Origin of the sequence: Inquilinus sp. YAF38, assembly GCF_052113205.1 — a bacterium.
Classification (GTDB): Bacteria; Pseudomonadota; Alphaproteobacteria; order DSM-16000; family Inquilinaceae; genus Inquilinus.
In genome coordinates this window covers 36,617-58,083 of sequence record NZ_JBFRCU010000007.1, presented here as the reverse complement: position 1 = coordinate 58,083, position 21,467 = coordinate 36,617, and the positions used below count along the sequence as shown (strand labels likewise).

The window sequence follows — 21,467 nt, the reverse complement described above, 5'->3', positions numbered from 1 at the left end:
TTGCGGGAGAGGTCGGAGACGCGAAGCGGCTCCGGGTGAGGGCCCTTCGTCGAGGCCCGGGCCAGCCCTCACCCGGTCGTCCTGCGGACGCCCGACCTCTCCCGCCAGGCGGGACAGGCAATCGGAAGATGCTCGCCATCCGTGCCCGACCACCTCAGCCTGCATGGTACGGGATGACGTACGGACCTTCCGGGATGATCGCGACTGCCGGGTCGTTCGCGCGGGCCACGCTGGCGGCGATGGCGGCGTCGAGGTCGTCGACCAGCGCCGTGCCGGTGATGCCGCGCTCGGCCGCGCCGAGGCCGGTGGTGTAGAGCTCGACCCGGCCGAGGCGCAGCGACTTCAGCTGCATCTCGGTCTGCCATTCGTCGATCTCGGCCAGCGTCTTCGCCGTCAGCGTCGCCAGGAACCGCTCCGGCCCGAGCTCGACCAGCCGGGTCTGGGCGTCACGGAACTCCGGCGAGCCGAAGCCCTCGGAGCATTCCGAGGCGATGATCAGCGTGCCGCCCGGCGCCAGGATGTCGAGCGGCGTCACCATGCCCTTGATCGTCTGGTAGTAGGTCTTGTCCAGCGGATAGCCGGCCGATGAGGTCACCACCGTCCTGAACTTGCGCGGCACCGGCACGCGGGTGGCGCCGCTGACGAAATCGACCGCCGCGGCATGGCTGGCGATGATCTCGCCGAAGGTGACGCAGACCAGGTCGCGGTCCTCGTCCAGCACGGTGTTGAGGCCGTAGACCTCGCCCAGCATGCCGACGATCTGCAGCTGCTCCTCATGCAGCGGGTTGCCGACCAGGTTGCACTGGACCGCGAGCGGATCTTCCATGAAGCGCGCCGAGTGGAAGGTGCGGATGGTCTCGTGATGGGCGACGCCGGGGGCGATCACCTTGCGGCCGCCGGACCAGCCGGCCATGAAATGCGGCTCCACCAGCCCGGTGGCGATGCGCAGGTCGGCCTCAACGAATTGCCGGTCGATCTTCACCGGCGTGCCGCGCGTGACGGTGCGGCCGAAATCGACATGGGCGGAATCGTCGCGGGCGTCGTGGTTGTCGACCCGCACATGCTCCAGCACCCAGGGGTCGCCGACCAGCTCGGCCAGCTCCTCGCCCAGGTTGGGGCGGTGCAGGCCGGTGGCGACCAGGATGCTGATGCGGTCGAGCGGGATGCCGGAGGCGACCATGGTCTCGACCATCGGCCGCAGGAACAGCCGGTTCGGCACCGGCCGGGTGATATCGCAGATCAGGATGCAGGCGCTGCGCCGGCCACGCGCCAACTCGGCCAGCCCGGGCGCGCCGATCGGCTGGGCCAGCGCTCCGGCAATCGCGGCCTGCGGGTCGGGCAGCTTCGGCAGCGGCTGCTTGCGCACCACCGTCGCCTGCGCCCCCGCCGGCAGGCGGATCGGCAGATGGCCGCGGCCATAGGAGAGGGTCAGTGTGCTCACGGTGCTGCTCCGCTTCGGCTTCAGGCGGAGACCGCTGGCGCCCCGCCGAGAGCCCGCATTCTACCCGACCGGCACCGGCGTCAATCGGAAAACATCGGATCTATGGAAACCGTCTGTCCGCAGAGGCTGCCCAGCTTTCCGCGATCGCGACCACGACGGCGTTGACCGGACCGCTGGTGATCGAGGGGATGACCGAGGCGTCGACGACGAACAGGCCGCCGATGCCTCGCACCGCGAGCGACGCATCGACCACGGCCCCCAGGCTGCAGGTGCCGACCGGGTGGTGGTGGGTCATCGCCGCCCGGGCCAGAAAGGCGTCGAAATCGGCATCCGCCTCCACGCCCGGTCCCGGCAGGATCTCGCCGTCGTTCCACTCCTCCAGCGGTGCGGCCCGGCCAACCCGGCGGGCCAGGCGCAGCGCCGCGCGAAAAATCCGGCGGTCGTGCTCGGTCGAGAGATAGGCGGGATCGATGACCGGGGCATCCGCCACCGACGGGCCGCCGGGGCGGATCGCGCCGCGGCTGGTCGGGTGGGTGACGCCGCACATGATGGTGTAGGCGGCTCCGGCCTCCGGCCGGGTGAAGGCCTCGGTCACCACCGGCAGTACGACGCAGGCCAGGACGACATCCGGCGCCCCCTCCGCCCGGGTCGGGTCGTCGCTGTGCAGATACATCAGCGATTCCGAATGCTGCAGCCGCGACGGCGCCACCGGCCGGCGCGCGCGGTAGACATTGCCGGCCGCCAGCAGATGGTCGTGCAGGTTGCGTCCGACCTCTGGCAGCTCATGCCGGCAGGCGATGCCGGCATCGCGCAGGGTCTCCGGGTCGCCGATGCCGGACCGCATCAGCAGCAGCGGCGAGGCGACCGTGCCGGCGCAGAGCACGACCCGGTCGGCGGTCACGATCTCCTCCGCCCCGTCCCGGGTGATCCGGACGCCGCGGGCGCGGCCGGCCTGCAGCACCAGCTCATGGACCAGGATCTCGGTCAGCAGCGTCAGGTTCGGCCGGCCGAGGACCGGCGCGAGATAGGCGTCGGCGACGCTGAGCCGACGTCCATCGCGGATCGTCAGCTGGTTCGGCGCCACGCCGGCCAGCCGCCCGGCATTGTGGTCGCCGAGCCAGGGCGCGCCGATCGCCAGGCCGGCCGCCATATAGTCGCGCACCAGCGGATGGATCTGCTGATCCGGCAGCAGCACATCCAGCGGCCCGTCATCGCCATGCACGGCCGAGACACCGCCGGAGAAGCTCTCGCTGCGGCGGAATGCCGGCAGCAACCCTTCGTGAGACCAACCCGGCCCGCCGGCCGCGGCCCAGGGCGCGAAATCGTCGGGATGGCCGCGGACATGCGCCATGGCGTGCAGGCAGCTGGAGCCGCCGACGATGCGGCCACGCGGCCAGTCATGGACGCGGCCGGCGGTGCCCGGCTGCGGCACGGTGCGGTAGGCCCAGTCATAGGCCCGCCCCTGCAGGAAGGGCCATTGCGCGGGCACGGCGATATCCGGGTCGGACGGCATCGTCCCGGCCTCGATCAGGCCAACGGACAGGCTCGGATCCTCGCTGAGCCGCGCCGCCACCACCGAGCCGGCGGAGCCGGCACCGATCACCAGCACGTCGAAACCGGCCATGCGCGCTCCTGGTCTCAATAACCGATCGTCATCCCGTGCGCGCTGCGGCGCGAAGTGCCGCTGCGCAGACACGGGACCTCGGCGCAATCCTGGACGAGATCCCGGGTCTGCAGCGCATCACTCCGTGCTGCGCCGCGCCCGGGATGACGAGTAAGGGTCTGACCACCGGCCTGAGCGCAGCATCACGCCACGGCCATGCCGGGGCCGAGGCGGTCGAGGATCTGGCGCTGCACCGCGCCGAGATGAGCGCGCATCGCCTGCTCCGCCGCGTCCGGGTCGCGCGCGGCGATGGCGTCGGCGATGGCCTTGTGCTCGGCGTCGCGCTGCCGCAGCCGGTTCGGGCAGCTCGGGTTGTCGCTGTTGCCGAAGCGCAGGCGAGCGTCGGTGGCCACCTCGCGGATCAGGGCATAAAGCTCGGTCGCCAGGCTGTTGCGGGCGCCGGCCGCGACCGCCTTGTGGAAGGACAGGTCAATCGCCCCGGCCGAGGCCCCCGGCGGCGTGCTGGCGGCGCGCTGGATGCGCATGATCTCGAAGGGCGAGGCGCGTAGCGCCGCCAGCCGGGCCAGCGCCGGCTCCAGCATCATGCGCAGCTCGATGATCTCGACCGGGTTGGTGTCGCGGGCGAGGTCGTCGCCCCGCCGCGCTGCCGTGGTCCGCGGCCGCCCGGCCCGCGCCGGCTCCAGCTCCCCCGCCGCACGCAGTTGGTCGAGCGCCTGCCGCAGCCGGTGGCGCTTGACGTTCAGCCGCTCCGCCAGGGCCCGTTCGGACGGCTTGCCTTGGCCAGTAGCGAGGATGCCGCGCACCGCCGCGACGAGCTCGGCGAGACTGTCGTCACGGCTGGAGGGATCTGGCGTCTGATCGTCGGCGTTGTGGTGATCGAAAGGCGCCGATCGGTTCATCCTGGTCTCTCTGGCTTGGTTCTTGGCGTCTTTTCCCGCGGCCGATCCGCCCATCGGCAGTCCCGACCCCATGGGCCACCATAGCAACCATTTACCATGGTTGACAAGAATGGTTGGCGATGGTCGAGTTGAGTCCAGCAAGCGTCGCCCAGACCGGCGCACCCCCGACAGGAGGCTTCCGGTGACCCCCGCCGCAGGCTACGACACGATCATCGTCGGCGCCGGCTCCGCCGGCTGCGTCCTCGCCGCCCGGCTGAGCGAGGATCCGAGCCGCCGCGTGCTGCTGCTGGAGGCCGGCGGCTGGGACCGCGACCCCTGGATCCACATCCCGCTGGGCTGGGGCAAGATCCTGCAGAAGCGGCTGCACGACTGGGGCTACTTCAACGAGCCCGAGGCCAATGTCGACAACCGCCGGGTGGAATGCGCCCGCGGCAAGGTGGTCGGCGGCTCGTCCTCCACCAACGCCATGGCCTATGTCCGCGGCAATCGCGGCGACTACGACCGCTGGGCCGCGTCCGGACTGGACGAGTGGTCCTACGCCCACGCCCTGCCCTATTTCCGGCGCCTCGAAGCCTGGGAGGGCGGCGCCGATGCCTGGCGCGGCGGCGACGGCCCGATGCGGGTGCAGCATTGCCGCTACCAGGACCCGCTGCTCGACGCCTATGCCGCCGCCGGGCAGCAGGCCGGGCATGGCTGGACCGAGGATTACAATGGGGCCCGGCAGGAGGGCTTCGGCCGGCTGCAGATGACGATCCGCGACGGCCGGCGCTGCAGCGCCGCCACCGCTTATCTGCGGCCGGCGCTGGCCCGGTCGAACCTGACGGTCACGGTCGGCGCCATGGTCACCCGCGTGCTGTTCGAGGGCACCCGTGCGGTCGGCGTCGACTATATGAAGGACGGGAGAATCCTGACCGCCTGGGCCGATGCCGAGGTGATCCTGTCCGGCGGCGTGATCAACAGCCCGCAGCTGCTGATGCTGTCCGGCATCGGCGACCCGGCGCAGTTGGCGGCGCAGGGCATCGGCACCCGCATCCCGCTCAAGGGCGTCGGCCAGAACCTGCAGGACCACGTCTCGACCATCCTGATGTACCAGCGGCGTGAGCCGGGGCCGTTCCACCGCATGATGCGGGCCGACCGGATCGCGCTGGAACTCGGCAAGGCCTATGCCTTCGGCAAGGGTTTTGCCGCCGATGTGCCGGGCGGCATCGTCGCCTTCCTGAAGAGCCGGGCCGAGGCGGCGCTGCCCGACGTGCAGTTCCTGCTGACCGCGGCGCCGCTCGGCGCCTGGCCCTATTTCAAGCCGTTCAAACAGCCCTTCACCGACGCCTTCGCCTGCCGCGTGGTGGCGATCCAGCCGGAGAGCCGCGGCGCCGTCTCCCTCGCCTCGGCCGACCCGATGGCGGCGCCGGTGATCCGCCAGAACTTCCTGGCGACCGACGCCGACTGGGGCAGCCTGCGCGCCGGCATCCGGATGGCGCGGGAGGTGATGGCGCAAGGCCCGATGGCCCGCTTCGTCGCCCGCGAATCCGCGCCCGGCTCGGCCAAGGCGACGGATGCCGAGATCGACGCCTATATCCGCGCCAGCTCGATCACCGTGCACCACCCGCTCGGCACCTGCCGCATGAGCGTGTCGGCCGACGACGGCGCGGTGGTCGACCCGCAGCTGCGGGTGCATGGAGCCGAAGGGCTGCGCGTGGTCGACGCCGCGGTGATGCCCGATTTGACCTGCGGCAACATCAACGCCGCGGTGCTGATGATCGCCGAGCGCGCCGCCGACCTGATCCGCGGCGTGCCGACCTTGGCGCCGGCTGCAATCCCAACCAATGAACCAACCAATCATCAACCATATGCCGCTCAACCAAATAATATGGTTGAAACGGTCGGCCAGCGGGCATACCGTCATGGCTAAGGCCGGACAAACGATCCGAGACAGGGGAGCGACATGACGGACACACGTGCCGCGGCGCAATCGGCGTCCAATCGCGATGCCGCCCTGAAGGCGCTCTACGACGACGTCTTCACCAAGAACATGTTCCCGTTCTGGGCCAGCTCGACCGAAATCGATCACGACGAGATCAAGCAGCTGATGGGCACCCAGAAGGCGCTGCCCTTCCTGTGGAGCTACAAGGACGACATCGCGCCGATCCTGCAGCGCTCCGCCGAGCTGATCCATATGGACGATTCCGAGCGGCGCTCGCTGATCCTGGTCAATCCCGGCCTGTCGCCGCGGCGGGCCACGGTCAGCACCATGTACACCGCCTATCGGCTGAACGACCCGAACGAGGTGATGCCGCCGCACCGGCATTCGCCCAGCGCCATCCGCTTCGGCCTGACCGGCAAGAGCAACTTCACCGGCGTCGAGGGCGAGGACATCACCTTCGGCCCGGGCGACATGGTGCTGACGCCGATCGACGCCTGGCACAACCACGGCAACATGGGCGACGAGCCGGCAGTCAACCTGTCGGTCCTGGACCTGCCGCTGGTCGAGACCCTGAACGCGGTCTATTTCGAGCACGATTATGCCGAGAGCGGCGTCGCCAAGAAGGTGCAGAGCGCCCGCTTCCCCAGCGACTATTCCGCCCGCGTCTACGGCGCCGGCGGGCTGCGGCCGCGCTTCATCGACCACCACCGCGGCTCCGGCCTGTCATCGCCGATGTATGTCTATCGCTGGGACGCGATGCGCGAGCAGCTGGAGCGGTTCAAGGACTGGGACGGCGACCCGTATGAGGCGCTGATGATCGAATATGTCGACCCGCTTACCGGCGGGCCGGTGTTCAAGACCATCACCTTCTTCGCCCAGATGCTGCGACCGGGCGAGCGCACGCGCCCGCTGCGCCAGACCGCCAGCCTGCTGGTGGCGCCGTTCCAGGGCAGCGGCCATTCCATCGTCGACGGCAAGCGCTTCGACTGGAGCGAGTTCGACACGCTGGCGGTGCCCGGCGGGTCATGGTGCGAGCATGTGAACGGGTCGGAGACCGAGCCCGCGATCCTGTTCGTGGCCAGCGACGAGCCGGCGCAGAAGGCCTTCGGCCTGTTCCGCAAATGGGGCCGCGACGCCAGCGGCGACGTCGTCCGCATGATCTGACGGCCGCTCTCCTCCCTCGAACGATCCGAGGCCCTTTTGCCGAATTCCGCCAACACCACCCTCGTCTCGCATATCGACTGCCCCGGCGGCGGCCAGGTCTGGGTCGAGGGCACGACGCTGTATATCGGCCATATGCGGTCTCCCAGCGGCACGACCATCGTCGACGTCGCCGACCCGCGGCACCCGAAGGTGATTGCCCGGCTGGAGCTGCCCGAGGGCTGGCACTCGCACAAGGTGCGGGTGTCCGGCGACATCATGATCGTCAACCACGAAAAGCTGGGGCAGAACGGCCCGAAGGAATTCGGCGGCGGCATCGCCATCTACGACGTCTCTCGGCCCAGCGCGCCGAAGCTGATCTCGAAATGGATGACCGCCGGCCGCGGCGTCCACCGCTACGATTTCGACGGCCGCTACGCCTATATCTCGCCGACCGCCGAGGGCTATGTCGGCAACATCGTCATGATCCTCGACCTGATCGACCCGGCCCGGCCGGTGGAGGTCGGGCGCTGGTGGATCCCCGGCCAATGGACCGGCGGCGGCGAGGAGTATCCCTGGGCCGAATGGGTGTCGCCGCGCTGCCACCACCCGATCCGAGCGGGCGACCGGCTGTATGTCAGCTACTGGCATCACGGGCTGTTCATCCTCGACATCGCCGACATGGCGCGGCCGAAGCTGGTCTCGCAGCTGAACACCAGCCCGTCCTTCCCGCACCCGACCCACACCTGCCTGCCGGTGCCGCAATTGCTGAAGGGCCGCAAGATCATGGTGGTGGCCGACGAGGACGTGGCCAAGCTGCGGCCGTCGCCGCCCGCCTTCACCTGGATCTACGACATCACCGATGAGCGGCTGCCGCTGCCGATCGCGACCTTCCAGGTGCCGGGGCTAGACCGGGACGGGTCGCCGCAGCCGGCGATGACCGGCTGCCACCAGCCGTCGGAGCGCTTCACCGGCACCGTCATCCCCTTCGCCTGGTTCGCGCAGGGGCTGCGGTTGGTCGATATCGCCGACCCCTTCGCCCCGCGCGAGGTCGGCCATTTCCTGCCCGACCCGCCGGACGGCGAGGAGCGGGCGTCGTCCAACGATGTCACTATCGACGATCGCGGCCTGATCTACCTGATCGACCGGATCAACGGCGTCGACATCATCGAAACCAGCGCCTTCTGAAGGGGACCCGCCTTGTCCGACACCGCAGACGCTGCGCCGCGCTACGCCATCGGCCGCAAGAATCCGAACCTGCCGTTCCACCCCGCGGTGCGGGCCGGCGACTTCATCTTCGTCTCCGGCCAGGTCGGCAAGGATGCCGAGGGCAACATGGTCGACGGCACGATCGAGGAGGAGACGCGGGCGACGATCGAGGCGATCCAGCGGGTGCTGGCCGAGGACGGCGCCACCCTGGCCGATGTCGTCCGGGTCACGACCTATCTCGAGGATACCCGCGACTTCGGCCGCTACAACAAGGTCTTCGCCGAATACTTCAAAGATGCGGTGCTGGCGCGGACCACGGTCGAGGCGCGCGCCGTGATCAACACCAAGGTCGAGATGGACGCCATCGCGTACAGCCCGGCGAAAGGAAAATCGGAATGATCAGACTGCTGGGCCGGCACACCTCCGGCAATGTCCAGAAGGTGCTGTGGCTGCTGGAAGAACTCGGCGTCGCCTATGAGCGCGAGGATTACGGCCGCCAGTTCGGCAACACCCAGACCGACGAATACCGGGCGCTGAACCCGAACGCCAAGGTGCCGACCCTGGTCGCCGGCGACACGGTGATCTGGGAGTCGAACACCATCCTGCGCTACCTGGCGGCGATGTATGGCCCTGCCCTGACCGGCGCAACCCCGGTCGAGAAGGCCGATGTCGAGCGCTGGATGGACTGGCTGCTGGCCAGCGTCAACGGCCTGTACGTCGCCATCTTCAAGGATGCGAAGAAGCCGCCGGAGGAGCGCGGCGCCGAATTCGCGGCACAGGCGAAGGAACTGGCGGAGCTGCTGGCGATCGCCGACCGGCACTTGGCCGGGCGCGACTGGTTCGCGCTGGACCGGCTGACCGTCGCCGATGTCGCGCTGGGGCCGGTCCTGAAGCGCTGCCTAGGCTTTCCGATCGACCGGCCGGCCTTCGCCAATCTCGACCGCTGGTTGGCGGCGCTGGAGACCCGGCCGGCGTTCCGCAAGGCGACGGCGGGATAAGCGGCGCCTGATACGGAAGGACGGGATGGGAAGAGCTGGATCATGCCCGTGACAAGACTGAAGGAGCCCTCGGCGGCACCGTCGCCCGACACCGCCCAGATCGCGGTCGAGGGCGTGTCGGTGACCTTCGACATCCTCGGCATCCGCCAGCAGGTGCTGCGCGACATCAGCCTGAGCGTGCCGCGGGGATCCTTCGTCTGCCTGATCGGCCCGTCCGGCTGCGGCAAGAGCACGCTGCTGAAGGTGCTGGCCGGGCTGGTGCCGCCGACCGAGGGCCGGGTCCGCGTCGCCGGGCTGGCGCCTGGGGAGGCGGTGCGGCGGCGGATCATCGGGCTGGTGTTCCAGGAGCCGAACCTGCTGCCCTGGAAGAACGCGCTCGACAATGCGGCGTTGCTGCGCGAGGTGGCCGACCGGTCGCTGTCCCGGGGCGAGGTGCTGGAGCACGCCCGGGCGATGCTGCGGCTGGTCGGGCTGGAGGATGCGGAGGCCAAGCGGCCGAACCAGCTGTCGGGCGGCATGCGCCAGCGCGTCGCCATCGCCCGCGCCCTGACGCTGGAGCCCGACATCCTGCTGATGGATGAGCCCTTCGGCGCCCTCGACGCGATCACCCGCGAGGAGATGAGCCGGTCGCTGCTGGAGATCTGGGAACGCACCGGCAAGACCATCGTGCTGGTCACCCATTCGATCGACGAGGCGGTGCTGCTGTCGCGCCACGTCCATGTCATGGGCGTCGGGCCGGGCCGGATCATCGACAGCCTCGAGATTCCCCTGCCCTATCCGCGCGGCGAGGACAGCTACGCCGATCCGCGCTTCCGGGCGATGGAGAGCCGGCTGCGGTCGCTGTTGATCCAGGGTCACGCGACCAGGGGTCGGCCATGAGCGACGCCACGGTCCTGGCCCGCCGGAGTTCTGCCACGTCGGGGTGGCTGCCGTCCGTCGTGCTGCTGCTGATCACGATCGCGGTCTGGGAGGCGGCGATCCGGATCTTCGACGTCTCCAGCTACATCCTGCCGACGCCCTCGGCGATCGGGGCGACGCTGCTGCGCGAGGCCGGGCCGCTGTGGGAGGCGACGCAGGTCACCGCGGTCGAGATCCTGGTCGGCTTCCTGGTCGCGGCCGCGGTCGGCATCGCCCTGGCCATGGTCATCGCCCGGTTCCGGTTGCTCGGCCGGGCGCTGTACCCGCTGATCGTGCTGTTCCAGACCGTGCCGAAGGTGGCGCTGGCGCCGATCTTCATCCTGTGGTTCGGCTACGACCTGGCGCCGAAGGTCGGGCTGATCCTGGTGATCGCCTTCTTCCCGGTCACGCTGTCGATGCTGGCCGGGCTGGAGGCGGCGGAGCCCGGCCTGCTGTCGCTGATGCGGTCGGTCGGCGCCAGCCGGACCACGATCCTGCTGCGCATCCAGATCCCCTACGCCCTGCCGCAGCTGATGGCCGGGCTGAAGATCGCCGTCACCTTCAGCGTCATCGGCGCCATCGTCGGCGAGTTCGCCGGCGCCTCGGCGGGCCTGGGCTACCTGATCCAGTTCGCCTCGACCCAGCTGGACACGCCGATGGTGTTCGCGGCGCTGCTGGTCGTGTCGGTGGTCGGGGTCGTCTTCTACTACGCGATGGAGCTGCTGGAGCGGCTGGTGGTGCCCTGGGCGCCGAAATTCGATCCGGCGCTGCGGTCCGCCTGATCGTCAAAACCCAAAAGGCCGCGGGAGGCTGAAGATGCTGAGGAGATCGGTCTGTGGAGCCCTGGCGGGCTTGGCGCTGGCGGTGCTGGCGGGCCCGGCCCTGGCCGCCGACCAGGTGAGCGTGCAGCTCGACTGGGTGGTGCGGGGCAACCACGCCATGTTCTTCGTGGCCAAGGAGAAGGGCTATTTCGCCCAGAACGGAATCGAGGTCACCGAGGTCCGCAAGGGCACCGGGTCGCCCGACGCCATGCGGCTGGTGGCGAACGGCAACGCGGATTTCGGCTTCGGCGACCTGCCGACTCTGGCGGTGGCGCGGTCGCAGAACGTGCCGGTGGTGGCGCTGGCCGCGGTCAACCAGCGCTCGCCGATCGGCATGATCGCCCTGGCCAAGAGCCGCCAGCTGAAGACCCCGGCCGACATCAAGGGGTTGAACATCGGCATCCATCCCGCCGGGTCGACCTATATCTTCTACAAGGCGTTCCTGGCCGCGAACGGCATGACCGAGGCCGACATGAAGATGAGCAGCGTGTCGCCGCCCTATGAGAGCTACCTGCTGCTCGGCCGGGTCGACGCGGTGCCGGGCTACATCGATGCCGAAGTACCGGAGCTGGAGGCCAAGGCCGGGGGCCCGGGCTCGCTCAGCATCCTTCTCGGTGCCGATTACGGCTACGACGTCTACGGCTCCGGCCTGTTCACCTCCGAGGCCATGATCAAGGACAAGCCGGATGTGGTGAAGCGCTTCGTCGCCGCCTATCTCGAGGCCTTCCGCTTCACCGCCGAGCACCCCAAGGAGGCCGCGGCGATTACCGCCAAGGCGGCGCCGGGCTATGCCGGCAAGGAGGAGGTGCTGGCGGCGCAGCTGCAGGCCGATATCGACCACACCTTCAGCGACGCCGACACCAAGGCCAACGGCCTGGGCTGGATGACCCAGGAGAAATGGGCCAATACGATCAAGGTGCTGACCGACCAGGGCGCGCTGAAGGGCACGGTGGCGGCCGACGCCGCCTTCACCGACGCCTATCTGAAGCCCTGAGCGGCGGAGGACGACGATGCCGAGCAGCCTCCAGGTCGCGGTGATCGGCCTCGGCACCATGGGGCCGGGGATCGCGGCGACGCTTGCCCGCGGCGGCATGGCTGTCCGGGTGCACGACACCGTCCCGGCCGCGATCGAGCGCGCCCGCACGGCGATCCCGCAGGCCGGATCGGTGCTGGACCGGCTGGGCATCGCCCCGCCGGAGTCGGGCGAGGGCGCGGTCAGCTTCCACGACGACCTGGCCGGGGCCGTCGCCGGGGCTGGCCTCGTGATCGAGAACGTGCCGGAGAAGGTCGAGATCAAGGCGCAGGTTTACCGCGCGCTGGACCCGCTGCTGCCGACCGAGACCATCGTTGCCTCCGACACCTCCGGCATCCCGATCACCACGCTGCAGGGCTTCCTGTCGCATCCGGAGCGGCTGGTCGGCATGCATTGGTCGAACCCGCCGCACATCATCCCGATGATCGAGGTGATCGCCGGCCGGCACACCGCGCCGGCGACTGTGGCCTTCATCACCGGGCTGATCCGGTCGCTGAAGCTGCTGCCGGTGGTGGTGAAGAAGGACGTGCCCGGCTTCGTCGAGAACCGCATCCTCTATGCCCTGCTGCGCGAGGCGATCGACCTGGTCGACCAGGGGGTGATCGACGAGGAGGGCATGGACACCTGCGTGTCCTGGGGCATCGGCTACAAGCTGAGCGTGGTCGGTCCGATGCGGCTGCTCGACATGGCCGGGCTGGACATCTACCAGTCGGTCGCCGGCTTCCTGAACGCCGAGTTGTCCGACCGCAAGGACGTGGCAGGCTACGTCACCGACCGCACCCGGGCCGGCAAGCTGGGGATCAAGAGCGGCGAGGGCATCTTCCCCTACACGTCGGACCAGATCCGCGAGCTGCAGGCCGAGCGCGCCCGGCGCCTGGTCGCGGTGCGGCGGATCCTGGAGGGGCGGGAATGACTCAGCGGCAGACCAGCCGCTCGCCGTCCGGCGCGCACTCCACCGCGATCGGGGCCCCTGCGGCCACGGGGCCGGCATGGCGCGGCAGGTCGATCGGACTGCGGGTGGCCCAGCTGCGGCCGGCCACGCCGCACCACAGCGCCTCGACCGGCAGCCGGTCCTGCTTGTCGTTGAGCAGGTACACCGTGCCGCCGGCCGGGTCGAACCACAGCCGGGCGCTGACCGCGCCGCCCGGCCCGGCCTGGCCGAGATCGACCGAGTACCAATGGGCGATGGCGGCGCCGCAGGCGATCCGGCCGTCGCCGCGATTCTCCGCCCGGAATTCGCGTTCGGTCAGCCCGTCCGGCCCATGCCCGGCACCGAAGGCCGGCAGGGACGCGAGCACCAGCGCGAACGACGGAAGGAAGCGTATCACCGCATGACCTCGGAAGGATGGGTTGCAACAAAAACAATACTAAATCGCGCCGCAATACAACAAGAATAAAACATGTATTGATCGCCTTCAGAAAACAACAAACAGGGAGCTGCGATATGTTGAAGACCATGATGATCAAGGCCAGCCTCGGCGCGCTGCTGCTGGCGCTGGCCTCGACCGCGGGGTCGGCCGGCGAGGTCAAAAGCATCGCCATCCTGACGCCGGAGCAGGGCACCGATTTCGGCTGGAACCAGCAGGGCGTCACCGCGGCGAAGGCGGCCGGCGAGAAGGCGGGCGTCAAGGTCACCGTGGCCGAGGGCCTCGGCTATGGCGACGTCCGCGCGACGATGCGCGAGCTGGTGGCGGACGGGGCCAGCCTGCTGATCGCCCATGCCAGCGGCTACAACACCTCCGCCCCCGAGATCGCGGCCGAGACCGGCGTGCCGGTGGCGATCGTCGACCGGCCGGACCTGCTGAAGCCGGGCCTGATCGCCGACTACACGCTGAGCGGCCATGAGGGCGCCTATCTGGCCGGCCGGCTGGCGGCGAAGATGACCCGCACCGGCACGGTCGGCATCGTGGTGTCGGGCGAGCCGCCGTCATGGAACTCGCAATCCGCCGCCTTCGCCCAGGGCGTGAAGGCGGAGAAGCCGGCGGTGAAGATCCGCTACGCCGTGATCGGCCCGGCGGCCTACAGCGACGCGGCCGGCGGCAAGCGGGTGACGGAATCGGTGATCGCCGCCGGCGCCGACATCATCTTCGGCCAGGGCAACGGGTCGAGCTTCGGCATGATCCAGGCGGTCGAGACCAGCAAGGCCACCGATGGCGGCAAGGTCTATTTCATCGACGTGATCGGCGACAAGTCCAGCATCGACAAGGGCAACCTGCTGTCCTCCGTCGTCTGGAACATCACCCCGGTCTATGCGGCGATGATTGCCGACCTGAAGGCCGGCAGCTTCGGCACCAAGCATTACGCCATCGGGCTGGCCGACGATTCCGTGCAGCTGCTGAAGACCAAGGCGATTCCCGACGACGTCTGGGCCCAGATCACGGCGCTGCGCGGCGACATCGTCGGCGGCAAGCTGAAGGTCGAGCCGGTGTGGGATGCGGCGGCGGTCCGGGCGCTGATGTCGGACGTGTCCGCAACAGCGCAGTAAGCTGGCCCGAGGAGCCCGCCGGGACATCCCGGCGGGCGGCGGAACGATGGAACCATGACCGCATCACCGGAGCCCGGCGCGCCGATCCTCGCGCTGCGAGGCATCACCAAGCGCTTCCCCGGCGTCGTCGCCAACGATCAGGTCGACCTGGCGATCCGGCCCGGCGAGGTGCATGTGCTGCTGGGCGAGAACGGGGCCGGCAAGTCGACCCTGATCGCCATGCTGTCCGGCCTGCTGCAGCCGGATGACGGCACCATGCTGGTTGACGGGCGCGAGCAGCCCATCGCCTCCCCCCGCCATGCCCTCGGCCTGGGCATCGGCACGGTGTTCCAGCACGTCATGCTGGCCCCGACCCTGACCGTGGTGGAGAACCTGGCGCTCGGCCTGCCCTGGTGGCGCCGGCCCGACCGCGCCCGCCTGGCCGCCGAGTTCGGCCGCACCGCCGAGGGGCTGGGCCTGTCGATCGACCCGCATGCCGTCACCGGCGCGCTGTCCCTGGGCGAGCAGCAGCAGGCGGAGATCGTGCGCGCGCTGCTGCGCGGCAGCCGGGTGCTGATTCTGGACGAGGCGACGGCGATGCTGACGCCGAAGGGGGTGGAGGAGCTGGGCGCGCTGATGCGGCGGCTGGCCGGGCGCGGCATCGCCGTCATCTTCATCACCCACAAGCTGAAGGAGGCGTTCGACTTCGGCGACCGCATCTCGATCCTGCGCCTCGGGCGCAAGGTCGGCGAGATCCCGCCCGAGCGGCTGCGGGCGCTGGACGAGCGCGCGGCCACGGCCGAGATCGTGCATCTGATGTTCGGCGCTGCCGCGACCGACGAACCCAAGGTGGGCGGCCGGCGGCGCCCCCCTGCCCGCTCCGCGGCGCCGCTTCTGGTGGTCCGCGACCTCAGCGTGCCCGGCCAGGGCGCGGCGGCCGTGGCCGATGTCGCGCTGGCGGTGGCGCCGGGCGAGATCCTGGGCATCGCCGGGATCGACGGCAATGGCCAGGCGCAGCTGGCCGAGGCGCTGGCCGGTCAGCGGCCGGCGAGCGCGGGCACGGTGCTGCTGGACGGCCGGCCGATCGACCGGCTGGATCTCGGCGCACGGCGCCGGCTGGGTCTGCGCTACGTCACCGACGACCGGCTGGGCGAGGGCACGGTCGGGTCGTTTCCCGTCTCACTGAACCTGCTGCTGAAGCAGATCGGCGAGGCGCCGTTCTGGTCGCGCGGGCTGGAGCGCCCGGATGAGATCGACCGCCACGCCCGCGCCCTGGTCGCCGCCTTCGACGTGCGCACTCCGGGAATCCGCACGCCCATCGGTCGCCTGTCGGGCGGCAACATCCAGAAGGTGCTGCTGGCGCGCGAGCTGTCCGGCGCCGCCCGGGTGGTGATCTACAGCAAGCCGACTTACGGCCTCGACCTGCAGACCACTATCGCCGCGCGGCGGCGGATCCGCGACGCCGCCGAGGCCGGCGTCGCCACCATCCTGATCTCGACCGATCTCGAGGAGCTGCTGGAGCTGGCGGACCGGATCGCGGTGATGTCGCACGGCCGGATCGCCGGCACCGTCGCCAATGACGACGAGGCCCGCCGCCGCGTGGGCGAGCTGATGATCGGGGCGGGGCCATGATGGCGGATGCGGTGAACGGCACGGCCCCCGCGCAGAAGCCGCCCGCAACCTCCGGCGCGGTTGCCGCCGCGCTGCATTGGGCGCTGGTCACGCTGGTGCCGATCCTGGCGGCGCTGCTGCTGTCCGGCGGCGTGCTGCTGGCACTGGGGACCGACCCGCTGGCCTATTACGGGCTGGTGCTGCAGCGCGGCCTGCTGTCCTGGCTCGGGCTGCAGGCGTCGCTGTCGCGGATGGCGCCGCTGCTGTTCCTGGCCGCCGGGCTGATCGTCGCCTTCCGGGCCGGGATCTGGAATCTCGGCACCGACGGGCAGTTCCTGCTGGCCGCGGTGATCGTCGCGGCGGCCGGCCCGCCACTGGCGGCGGTGCTGCCGGGCTGGGTCGCCCTGTCGCTATGCCTGGTGCTGGCCGCGGCGGTCGGCGCCGCCTGGTCGCTGCTGCCGGCGCTGCTGCGCGCCTATCAGGGGGTGAACGAGATCATCACCACGCTGATGATGACCTTCCTCGGCACCTCCTTCGCCAATGTGCTGGTGAAGCTGGCCTTCCGCGACCCGGCCACCACCGTGCCGCAGACCCGCACCCTGGCGGTGGACGACCGGCTGCCGCGGCTGTTCGGCAGCACCATCAGCGGCGGCCTGGTGCTCGGCCTCGTCGCCGTCGTGCTGGTGCATCTGATGATGACCCGCACGGCCTTCGGGCTGAAGCTGCGGGTGGTCGGCGCCAATGCCCGCGCCGCGGTGCATGCCGGGCTGCCGGTGCCGCGGCTGACCGTCGCCGTCTTCGCCATCTCGGCCGGGCTCGCGGCCATGGCAGGCGCGGTCGACATCATCGGCGTGCAGGGCAATGTCCGGGCCGACTGGAACCCGGCCTATGGGCTGGCGGTGATCCCGCTGGTGTTCCTGGCCCGGTTCAACGGCTTCGCCAGCATCGCCTTCGTCTTCCTGTTCTCGGTCCTGTCGATCGGCGGCGAGAGCGCGGCGCGGCGGCTGGGCGTGCCGCACTATTTCACCCTGGTGGTGATGGCGATCCTGCTGATCGTCCTGGCGCTGGTCGAGTATGTCGACCACCGGCGCCGCGAGCGGATGAGGGCCTGAGCATGGACGGTCTTCTCACCCAGGCCTTCCTGACCTCGCTGGTGCTCGGCGCCATCACCGCCGGCGTACCGCTGCTGCTGGCCGGCCTGGGCGAGCAGATCTCGGAGAAGGCCGGCGTGCTGAATGTCGGCATCGAGGGCATGATGCTGGCCGGCGCCTATCTCGGCTTCCTGGTCGCCTATTCCAGCGGGTCGATCTGGCTCGGCTTCCTCGGCGGCGCCGGCGGCGGGCTGCTGGTCGCCCTGCTGATGGCGCTGCTCTGCGTCCGGCTCGGCCTCAACCAGATCGTCATCGGCATCGCCCTGACCCTGGGCGCCGAGGGCCTGACCGCCCTGCTCCACTTCTTCCAGTTCGCCCAGAGCTATCCGCGGCTGGAGGGTGCCGCCACCCTGCCGATCCCGCTGCTGTCGGCGATCCCGGTGATCGGCCCGTCCCTGTTCGACCGGCACCCGGTGGTCTATCTCGCGGTCGCGCTGGTCTTCGTCCTGGCCTGGGTGTTCCGGCGCACTGCGCTGGGCCTCGACCTGCAGGCGGCGGGCGACAAGCCGGCGGCGCTGGATGCCGCCGGGGTCGACGTGATCACGATCCGCACCGTCGCGGTGCTGGCGACCGGCGCCCTGGCCGGCATCGGCGGCGCCTTCCTGGCCAATATCGGCGCCGGCCTGTTCATCCCGTTCATGACCAACGGCGCCGGCTTCATCGGCATCGTGCTGGCGATGCTGGCGCGCGGCCGGCCGGTCTGGGTACTGCTCGGCGCCCTGCTGTTCGGTGCCTGCCTGTCGCTGACCACGGCGCTGCAGGTCGCGGGCGTCGACGTGCCGACCGACGTGATCCAGATGCTGCCCTTCGCCGCGGTGATGACGGTGCTGGTGCTGTTCGGGCGGCGCGCCAGCCTGCCCGCGGCGCTGGGCCTGCCCTATGTCCGAGGCGCCCGCTGAGACTCTTCCGGAGGAACCCATGACAGACACCAAGGTCTATCTGCTCGACGGCGGCTCGCTCGTCCTCGACGGCTACCACGTCTTCTGGAACCGCGGGCCCGGCGGCGAGATCCGCTTCCCGGTCTATTCCATCCTGGTCGAGCATGCCGAGGGCCGCTTCCTGATCGACAGCGGCTTCGATTACGACCATGTGATGAAGGTGCTGCCCTTCGAGAAGCCACAGCAGAGCAAGGAGCAGACCATCCCCGGCGCGCTCGGCCTCCTGGGGCTGGAGCCGAAGGATGTCGGCACCGTCGTCAACTCGCACTTCCACTTCGACCATGTCGGCGGCAACAAGTACTTCCCGCACGCGAAGAAGCTGTGCCACCGGGACGAGATCGCCCAGGCGGCGACGCCGCAGCCCTTCGAGGTGCTGGGCTATTCCGACCTGAGCTTCTCGGCCGAGGCCGCCGCCGCCCGCGGCAAGGGCGACCAGCTGCTGGCCGGCACCACCGACGCCAATTCCCGCTTCGAGACGGTCGAGGGCGACATCGAGCTGGCCAAGGGCGTGCACCTGCTGTTCACCCCCGGCCATGCCATCGGCCATTACAGCCTGCTGGTCGAGTTCCAGACCCGGCGGCCGATCCTGTTCACCATCGACGCCGCCTACACCCAGAAGAGCCTGGAGACGCTGTGCCAGGCCTCGTTCCACATCGATCCGGTCGCGGGCGTCGCCTCGATGCGCCGCCTGGCCAAGCTGGCGGAGGAGCGGAAGGCGGAACTGATGTTCTCGCACGACCCCGCGAACTTCCCGAACTACCGGACCGGCCCGAAATTCTACGGGTAGCTCTTTTCTTGTCATCCTCGGGCTTGACCCGAGGATCCAGGGGCAGCCGGAGCGGCTCTGGGTGGCTCCTGGATTGCCGGGTCAAGCCCGGCAATGACAGCAGGGAGTGAGCCTCCGATCAGGAGTTCCCCGATGTCCACGCCCACGTTGCGCGAGCCCGTCTTCACCCTCACCTCCGGTCCGGTCGACGCCTATCCGGCGGTGCTGCGCGGGCTGTCGCGCACCATCCATTACGACTACGACCCGGTGTTCCTGGCCTTCTACGAGCAGGTCAACGAGAAGGCGCGGGCGGCGATGCGCCTGTCGACCCCGCCGGTGATCCTGCATGGCGAGCCGGTGCTGGGGCTGGAGGCCGCGGCGGCCTCGCTGATCGCCCGCGGCGACGTGGTGCTGAACCTCGCCTCCGGCGTCTACGGCAAGGGCTTCGGCTATTGGGCCAAGCGGTACTGCGCCGAGCTGGTGGAGATCGAGGTGCCGTACAACGACGTGATCGACCCGGAGGCCGTCGCCCGGATGCTGCAGGCGCGGCCCGACATCCGCATCGTCTCGCTCTGCCACCACGACACGCCGTCCGGCACGATCAACCCGGTCGAGGCGATCGGCCGGATCGTGGCGGAGCACGGCGCTTACCTGATCGTCGACGCGGTGTCGTCCTTCGCCGGCATGGATGTGCACCCGGAGGCCTGCCGCGCCGACATCTTCGTCACCGGCCCGAACAAGTGCCTGGGCGGCGCGCCGGGCCTGACCCTGCTCGGCGTCAGCGACCGCGCCTGGGAGAAGATGAAGGCCAATCCCGACGCGCCCCGCGCCTCGATGCTGAGCATCCTGGACTGGGAGCATGCCTGGCGGCGCGACCGGCCCTTCCCCTTCACCCCGTCGGTCGCCGAGGTCAACGGCCTGGACGCGGCGCTGGACCAGTACCTGGCCGAGGGGCCGGAGGCGGTGTGGGCCCGGCATGCGCTGACCGCCCGGGCCTGCAGGGCCGGGCTGCAGGCGATGGGGTTGGCACTGTGGCCGGCGCGCGAGGCCATCGCGTCGCCGACCACCACGGCGGTGCGGGTGCCCGACGGCGTGGCCGACGCTGCGCTGCGCGGAGTCGCGCGCGACCGCTACGGCGTCGCCTTCTCTTCCGGCCGCGGCGAGACGCTGGGGAAGCTGGTGCGGATCGGCCATATGGGGCCGACCGCCCAGTCGCTCTACGCCGTGGTGGCGATCAGCGCGCTCGGCGGGGCGCTCGGCGCGCTCGGCCACAAGGTCGATATCGGCCGCGGCGTGGCGGCGGCCATGGCGGCGATCGACGCCGGCTGACAATCAAAGAAAAGGAACAGGGACATGGCTTCGGATCTTTCGGGCAGGGTCGCGATCGTGACCGGGGCGGCGCAGGGCATCGGCCGGGCGATCGCGGAGCGGCTGGCGGCCGACGGGGCGCGCATCGTCGTCGCCGACATCAATGCCGACGGCGCGACAGCGGTGGCCGCGGCGCTGGGGAACGACAGCTTCGCCGTCACCTGCGACGTCTCCGATCCCGCTTCGGTGACGGCGCTGCACGAGACGGTGGCGGCGCGGGCCGGCGGCGTCGACATCCTGGTCAACAACGCCGCGATCGTGCCCTTCATCGCCTGGGACGACGTCGACCTGGCGCATTGGAACAGGATCGTCGCGGTCAACCTGACCGGCGTGTTCCTGATGTCCCGCGCCTCCTCCGACCTGATGCGGCGCGACGGCCGCCAGGGCCGCATCGTCAACATCTGCTCCAACACCCTCTTCGCCGGCACGCCGAACATGGCGGCCTATGTCGCGGCCAAGGGCGGCGTCTTCGGCTTCACCCGGGCGCTGGCGACCGAGCTGGGCAAGCACGGCATCACCGTGAACGCGGTGACGCCGGGGCTGACGGCATCGGACGGCGTTATGGCCAGCCCGCACGCCCAGGCCTTCGGCTTCGTCGAGATGCTGCAGGCGATCCCCGGCCAGGGCCAGCCGCGCGACATCGCCCCGGCCATTGCCTTCCTCGCCTCCGACGACGCGCGCTGGATCACCGGGCAGACGCTGAATGTCGATGGCGGGATGGTGCGCTGGTGAGAACTGGACGTTCCGCCTCGTCTCACGGCGGAAGCGCTTGATCCTGTGACAACAGCATCTGCGCGAACGCGGAGGCAGGCCTGGCCGGCCAGAACGGAGTGAATGGAGGCCGGGTCAGGTCAGTGCATCCGGGCAGGGGCTGAGCGGATGCGGAGGCGCAAGCACCTCCGGCCCCTCCCGCAGGGCGGGAGAGGCAAAGTCATCCGGTTTTTGTAGGTTAGGTTCGCGATGCGAACCCAACAGGATCGGGGGCCGCGACGACGGCGACATGTTGGGTTCGCAAAGCGCGAACCCAACCTACGCGGTCATCCCGTGTCCGGCGGCTTGCGGTGGCCGGGAGCCGCGGAGCGGGGCTCGGGTGGATCATCCTCATCGTCCTCGCCGTCCTCCGGCGGAATGAAGCCCAGCTCTTCCAGGGCCTCGTCGGCCATCTCGAGCCACTGCTTCACCTGCA

Annotated in this window: 21 protein-coding genes; 16 read left to right on the top strand and 5 right to left on the bottom strand. The window is 70.0% G+C overall.

Annotated elements, in window-relative coordinates; all coding sequences use genetic code 11:
- Positions 1–154: 154 nt before the first annotated feature.
- From larA to AB4Z01_RS04905, 3 genes are all read right to left on the bottom strand, one after another.
- The gene (gene larA, locus AB4Z01_RS04915; protein WP_441691146.1) at positions 155–1,441 is read right to left on the bottom strand and encodes a nickel-dependent lactate racemase; all 1,287 of its coding nucleotides are present in this window, start codon (positions 1,439–1,441) and stop codon (positions 155–157) included.
- Between the two features lie 100 nt (positions 1,442–1,541).
- A complete protein-coding gene (locus AB4Z01_RS04910) occupies positions 1,542–3,065 on the bottom strand; it encodes a GMC family oxidoreductase (protein WP_441691144.1) in 1,524 nt (507 codons plus the stop codon).
- Positions 3,066–3,247: 182 nt separating this feature from the next.
- Positions 3,248–3,964 (bottom strand): FadR/GntR family transcriptional regulator, encoded by a 717-nt coding sequence (locus AB4Z01_RS04905; RefSeq protein ID WP_441691142.1) that lies wholly within the window; start codon positions 3,962–3,964, stop codon positions 3,248–3,250.
- Positions 3,965–4,145: 181 nt separating this feature from the next.
- Between AB4Z01_RS04905 and AB4Z01_RS04900 the strand changes: the two genes are divergently transcribed.
- From AB4Z01_RS04900 to fhmpcd1, 9 genes are read left to right on the top strand one after another with little or no spacing between them, the layout of a single operon-like run.
- Entirely contained in the window at positions 4,146–5,873 is a 1,728-nt protein-coding gene (locus AB4Z01_RS04900; RefSeq protein WP_441691140.1) for a GMC family oxidoreductase, read from the top strand.
- A 33-nt stretch (positions 5,874–5,906) separates the two neighbouring features.
- Positions 5,907–7,049, top strand: a complete 1,143-nt coding sequence (locus tag AB4Z01_RS04895) for a cupin domain-containing protein (RefSeq protein WP_441691139.1) — start codon at positions 5,907–5,909, stop codon at positions 7,047–7,049.
- A 36-nt stretch (positions 7,050–7,085) separates the two neighbouring features.
- A complete protein-coding gene (locus AB4Z01_RS04890) occupies positions 7,086–8,213 on the top strand; it encodes an LVIVD repeat-containing protein (RefSeq protein WP_441691137.1) in 1,128 nt (375 codons plus the stop codon).
- A gap of 12 nt (positions 8,214–8,225) precedes the next feature.
- A complete protein-coding gene (locus AB4Z01_RS04885; protein ID WP_441691135.1) occupies positions 8,226–8,633 on the top strand; it encodes a RidA family protein in 408 nt (135 codons plus the stop codon).
- Positions 8,630–9,232, top strand: a complete 603-nt coding sequence (locus AB4Z01_RS04880; RefSeq protein ID WP_441691133.1) for a glutathione S-transferase family protein — start codon at positions 8,630–8,632, stop codon at positions 9,230–9,232. The genes AB4Z01_RS04885 and AB4Z01_RS04880 overlap by 4 nt, the downstream gene beginning before the upstream one ends.
- 42 nt (positions 9,233–9,274) lie before the next feature.
- A complete protein-coding gene (locus tag AB4Z01_RS04875) occupies positions 9,275–10,111 on the top strand; it encodes an ABC transporter ATP-binding protein (RefSeq protein ID WP_441691131.1) in 837 nt (278 codons plus the stop codon).
- Positions 10,108–10,911: an ABC transporter permease gene (locus tag AB4Z01_RS04870; RefSeq protein WP_441691129.1), complete on the top strand. Its 804-nt coding sequence runs from the start codon at positions 10,108–10,110 to the stop codon at positions 10,909–10,911. Before AB4Z01_RS04875 ends, AB4Z01_RS04870 begins: the two co-directional genes overlap by 4 nt.
- Before the next feature lie 34 nt (positions 10,912–10,945).
- The gene (locus AB4Z01_RS04865; protein WP_441691128.1) at positions 10,946–11,944 is read left to right on the top strand and encodes an ABC transporter substrate-binding protein; all 999 of its coding nucleotides are present in this window, start codon (positions 10,946–10,948) and stop codon (positions 11,942–11,944) included.
- 16 nt (positions 11,945–11,960) lie between these two features.
- On the top strand, positions 11,961–12,896 hold the full coding sequence (fhmpcd1, locus tag AB4Z01_RS04860; RefSeq protein WP_441691126.1) for a 5-formyl-3-hydroxy-2-methylpyridine 4-carboxylate 5-dehydrogenase: 936 nt from the start codon (positions 11,961–11,963) through the stop codon (positions 12,894–12,896).
- Between the two features lies 1 nt (position 12,897).
- Here the strand turns inward: fhmpcd1 and AB4Z01_RS04855 are convergent, their stop codons facing one another.
- The gene (locus AB4Z01_RS04855; RefSeq protein WP_441691124.1) at positions 12,898–13,311 is read right to left on the bottom strand and encodes a hypothetical protein; all 414 of its coding nucleotides are present in this window, start codon (positions 13,309–13,311) and stop codon (positions 12,898–12,900) included.
- Positions 13,312–13,427: 116 nt separating this feature from the next.
- On the opposite strand from AB4Z01_RS04855, the gene AB4Z01_RS04850 reads away from it, so the two are divergent.
- The 7 genes from AB4Z01_RS04850 (at position 13,428) to pldH (ending at position 21,013) form a co-directional block, all read left to right on the top strand.
- On the top strand, positions 13,428–14,468 hold the full coding sequence (locus AB4Z01_RS04850) for a putative B6 ABC transporter substrate-binding protein (protein ID WP_441691122.1): 1,041 nt from the start codon (positions 13,428–13,430) through the stop codon (positions 14,466–14,468).
- 54 nt (positions 14,469–14,522) lie between these two features.
- The gene (locus tag AB4Z01_RS04845) at positions 14,523–16,079 is read left to right on the top strand and encodes a putative B6 ABC transporter ATP-binding protein (RefSeq protein ID WP_441691120.1); all 1,557 of its coding nucleotides are present in this window, start codon (positions 14,523–14,525) and stop codon (positions 16,077–16,079) included.
- Positions 16,076–17,170 carry a putative B6 ABC transporter permease subunit 2 gene (locus tag AB4Z01_RS04840; RefSeq protein ID WP_441691118.1) on the top strand — a complete coding sequence of 365 codons (1,095 nt, stop codon included), beginning with the start codon at positions 16,076–16,078 and terminating at the stop codon, positions 17,168–17,170. Before AB4Z01_RS04845 ends, AB4Z01_RS04840 begins: the two co-directional genes overlap by 4 nt.
- 2 nt (positions 17,171–17,172) lie before the next feature.
- Positions 17,173–18,108 carry a putative B6 ABC transporter permease subunit 1 gene (locus AB4Z01_RS04835; protein ID WP_441691116.1) on the top strand — a complete coding sequence of 312 codons (936 nt, stop codon included), beginning with the start codon at positions 17,173–17,175 and terminating at the stop codon, positions 18,106–18,108.
- A gap of 19 nt (positions 18,109–18,127) precedes the next feature.
- Positions 18,128–18,934, top strand: coding sequence for a 4-pyridoxolactonase (pldA, locus tag AB4Z01_RS04830; RefSeq protein ID WP_441691114.1), 807 nt, complete (start codon positions 18,128–18,130; stop codon positions 18,932–18,934).
- Positions 18,935–19,066: 132 nt separating this feature from the next.
- Complete coding sequence (gene ppaT, locus AB4Z01_RS04825; RefSeq protein ID WP_441691112.1) at positions 19,067–20,242, top strand: pyridoxamine--pyruvate transaminase; 1,176 nt, start codon at positions 19,067–19,069, stop codon at positions 20,240–20,242.
- Positions 20,243–20,266: 24 nt separating this feature from the next.
- On the top strand, positions 20,267–21,013 hold the full coding sequence (gene pldH, locus AB4Z01_RS04820; RefSeq protein WP_441691110.1) for a pyridoxal 4-dehydrogenase, SDR-type: 747 nt from the start codon (positions 20,267–20,269) through the stop codon (positions 21,011–21,013).
- A 305-nt stretch (positions 21,014–21,318) separates the two neighbouring features.
- Here the strand turns inward: pldH and AB4Z01_RS04815 are convergent, their stop codons facing one another.
- Positions 21,319–21,444, bottom strand: coding sequence for a hypothetical protein (locus AB4Z01_RS04815; RefSeq protein WP_441691108.1), 126 nt, complete (start codon positions 21,442–21,444; stop codon positions 21,319–21,321).
- Positions 21,445–21,467: the final 23 nt, after the last annotated feature.

What these genes read in the sequence shown, in the direction of transcription:
- pldH (WP_441691110.1), top strand. Translation starts at nt 20,267, where the DNA reads ATGGCTTCGGATCTTTCGGGCAGGGTCGCGATCGTGACCGGGGCGGCG.
- AB4Z01_RS04870 (WP_441691129.1), top strand. Translation starts at nt 10,108, where the DNA reads ATGAGCGACGCCACGGTCCTGGCCCGCCGGAGTTCTGCCACGTCGGGG.
- AB4Z01_RS04845 (WP_441691120.1), top strand. Translation starts at nt 14,523, where the DNA reads ATGACCGCATCACCGGAGCCCGGCGCGCCGATCCTCGCGCTGCGAGGC.
- AB4Z01_RS04895 (WP_441691139.1), top strand. Translation starts at nt 5,907, where the DNA reads ATGACGGACACACGTGCCGCGGCGCAATCGGCGTCCAATCGCGATGCC.
- pldA (WP_441691114.1), top strand. Translation starts at nt 18,128, where the DNA reads ATGACAGACACCAAGGTCTATCTGCTCGACGGCGGCTCGCTCGTCCTC.
- AB4Z01_RS04905 (WP_441691142.1), bottom strand. Translation starts at nt 3,964, where the DNA reads ATGAACCGATCGGCGCCTTTCGATCACCACAACGCCGACGATCAGACG.
- fhmpcd1 (WP_441691126.1), top strand. Translation starts at nt 11,961, where the DNA reads ATGCCGAGCAGCCTCCAGGTCGCGGTGATCGGCCTCGGCACCATGGGG.
- AB4Z01_RS04815 (WP_441691108.1), bottom strand. Translation starts at nt 21,444, where the DNA reads ATGGCCGACGAGGCCCTGGAAGAGCTGGGCTTCATTCCGCCGGAGGAC.
- AB4Z01_RS04875 (WP_441691131.1), top strand. Translation starts at nt 9,275, where the DNA reads ATGCCCGTGACAAGACTGAAGGAGCCCTCGGCGGCACCGTCGCCCGAC.
- AB4Z01_RS04835 (WP_441691116.1), top strand. Translation starts at nt 17,173, where the DNA reads ATGGACGGTCTTCTCACCCAGGCCTTCCTGACCTCGCTGGTGCTCGGC.
- AB4Z01_RS04865 (WP_441691128.1), top strand. Translation starts at nt 10,946, where the DNA reads ATGCTGAGGAGATCGGTCTGTGGAGCCCTGGCGGGCTTGGCGCTGGCG.
- ppaT (WP_441691112.1), top strand. Translation starts at nt 19,067, where the DNA reads ATGTCCACGCCCACGTTGCGCGAGCCCGTCTTCACCCTCACCTCCGGT.
- AB4Z01_RS04850 (WP_441691122.1), top strand. Translation starts at nt 13,428, where the DNA reads ATGTTGAAGACCATGATGATCAAGGCCAGCCTCGGCGCGCTGCTGCTG.
- AB4Z01_RS04880 (WP_441691133.1), top strand. Translation starts at nt 8,630, where the DNA reads ATGATCAGACTGCTGGGCCGGCACACCTCCGGCAATGTCCAGAAGGTG.
- AB4Z01_RS04910 (WP_441691144.1), bottom strand. Translation starts at nt 3,065, where the DNA reads ATGGCCGGTTTCGACGTGCTGGTGATCGGTGCCGGCTCCGCCGGCTCG.
- AB4Z01_RS04840 (WP_441691118.1), top strand. Translation starts at nt 16,076, where the DNA reads ATGATGGCGGATGCGGTGAACGGCACGGCCCCCGCGCAGAAGCCGCCC.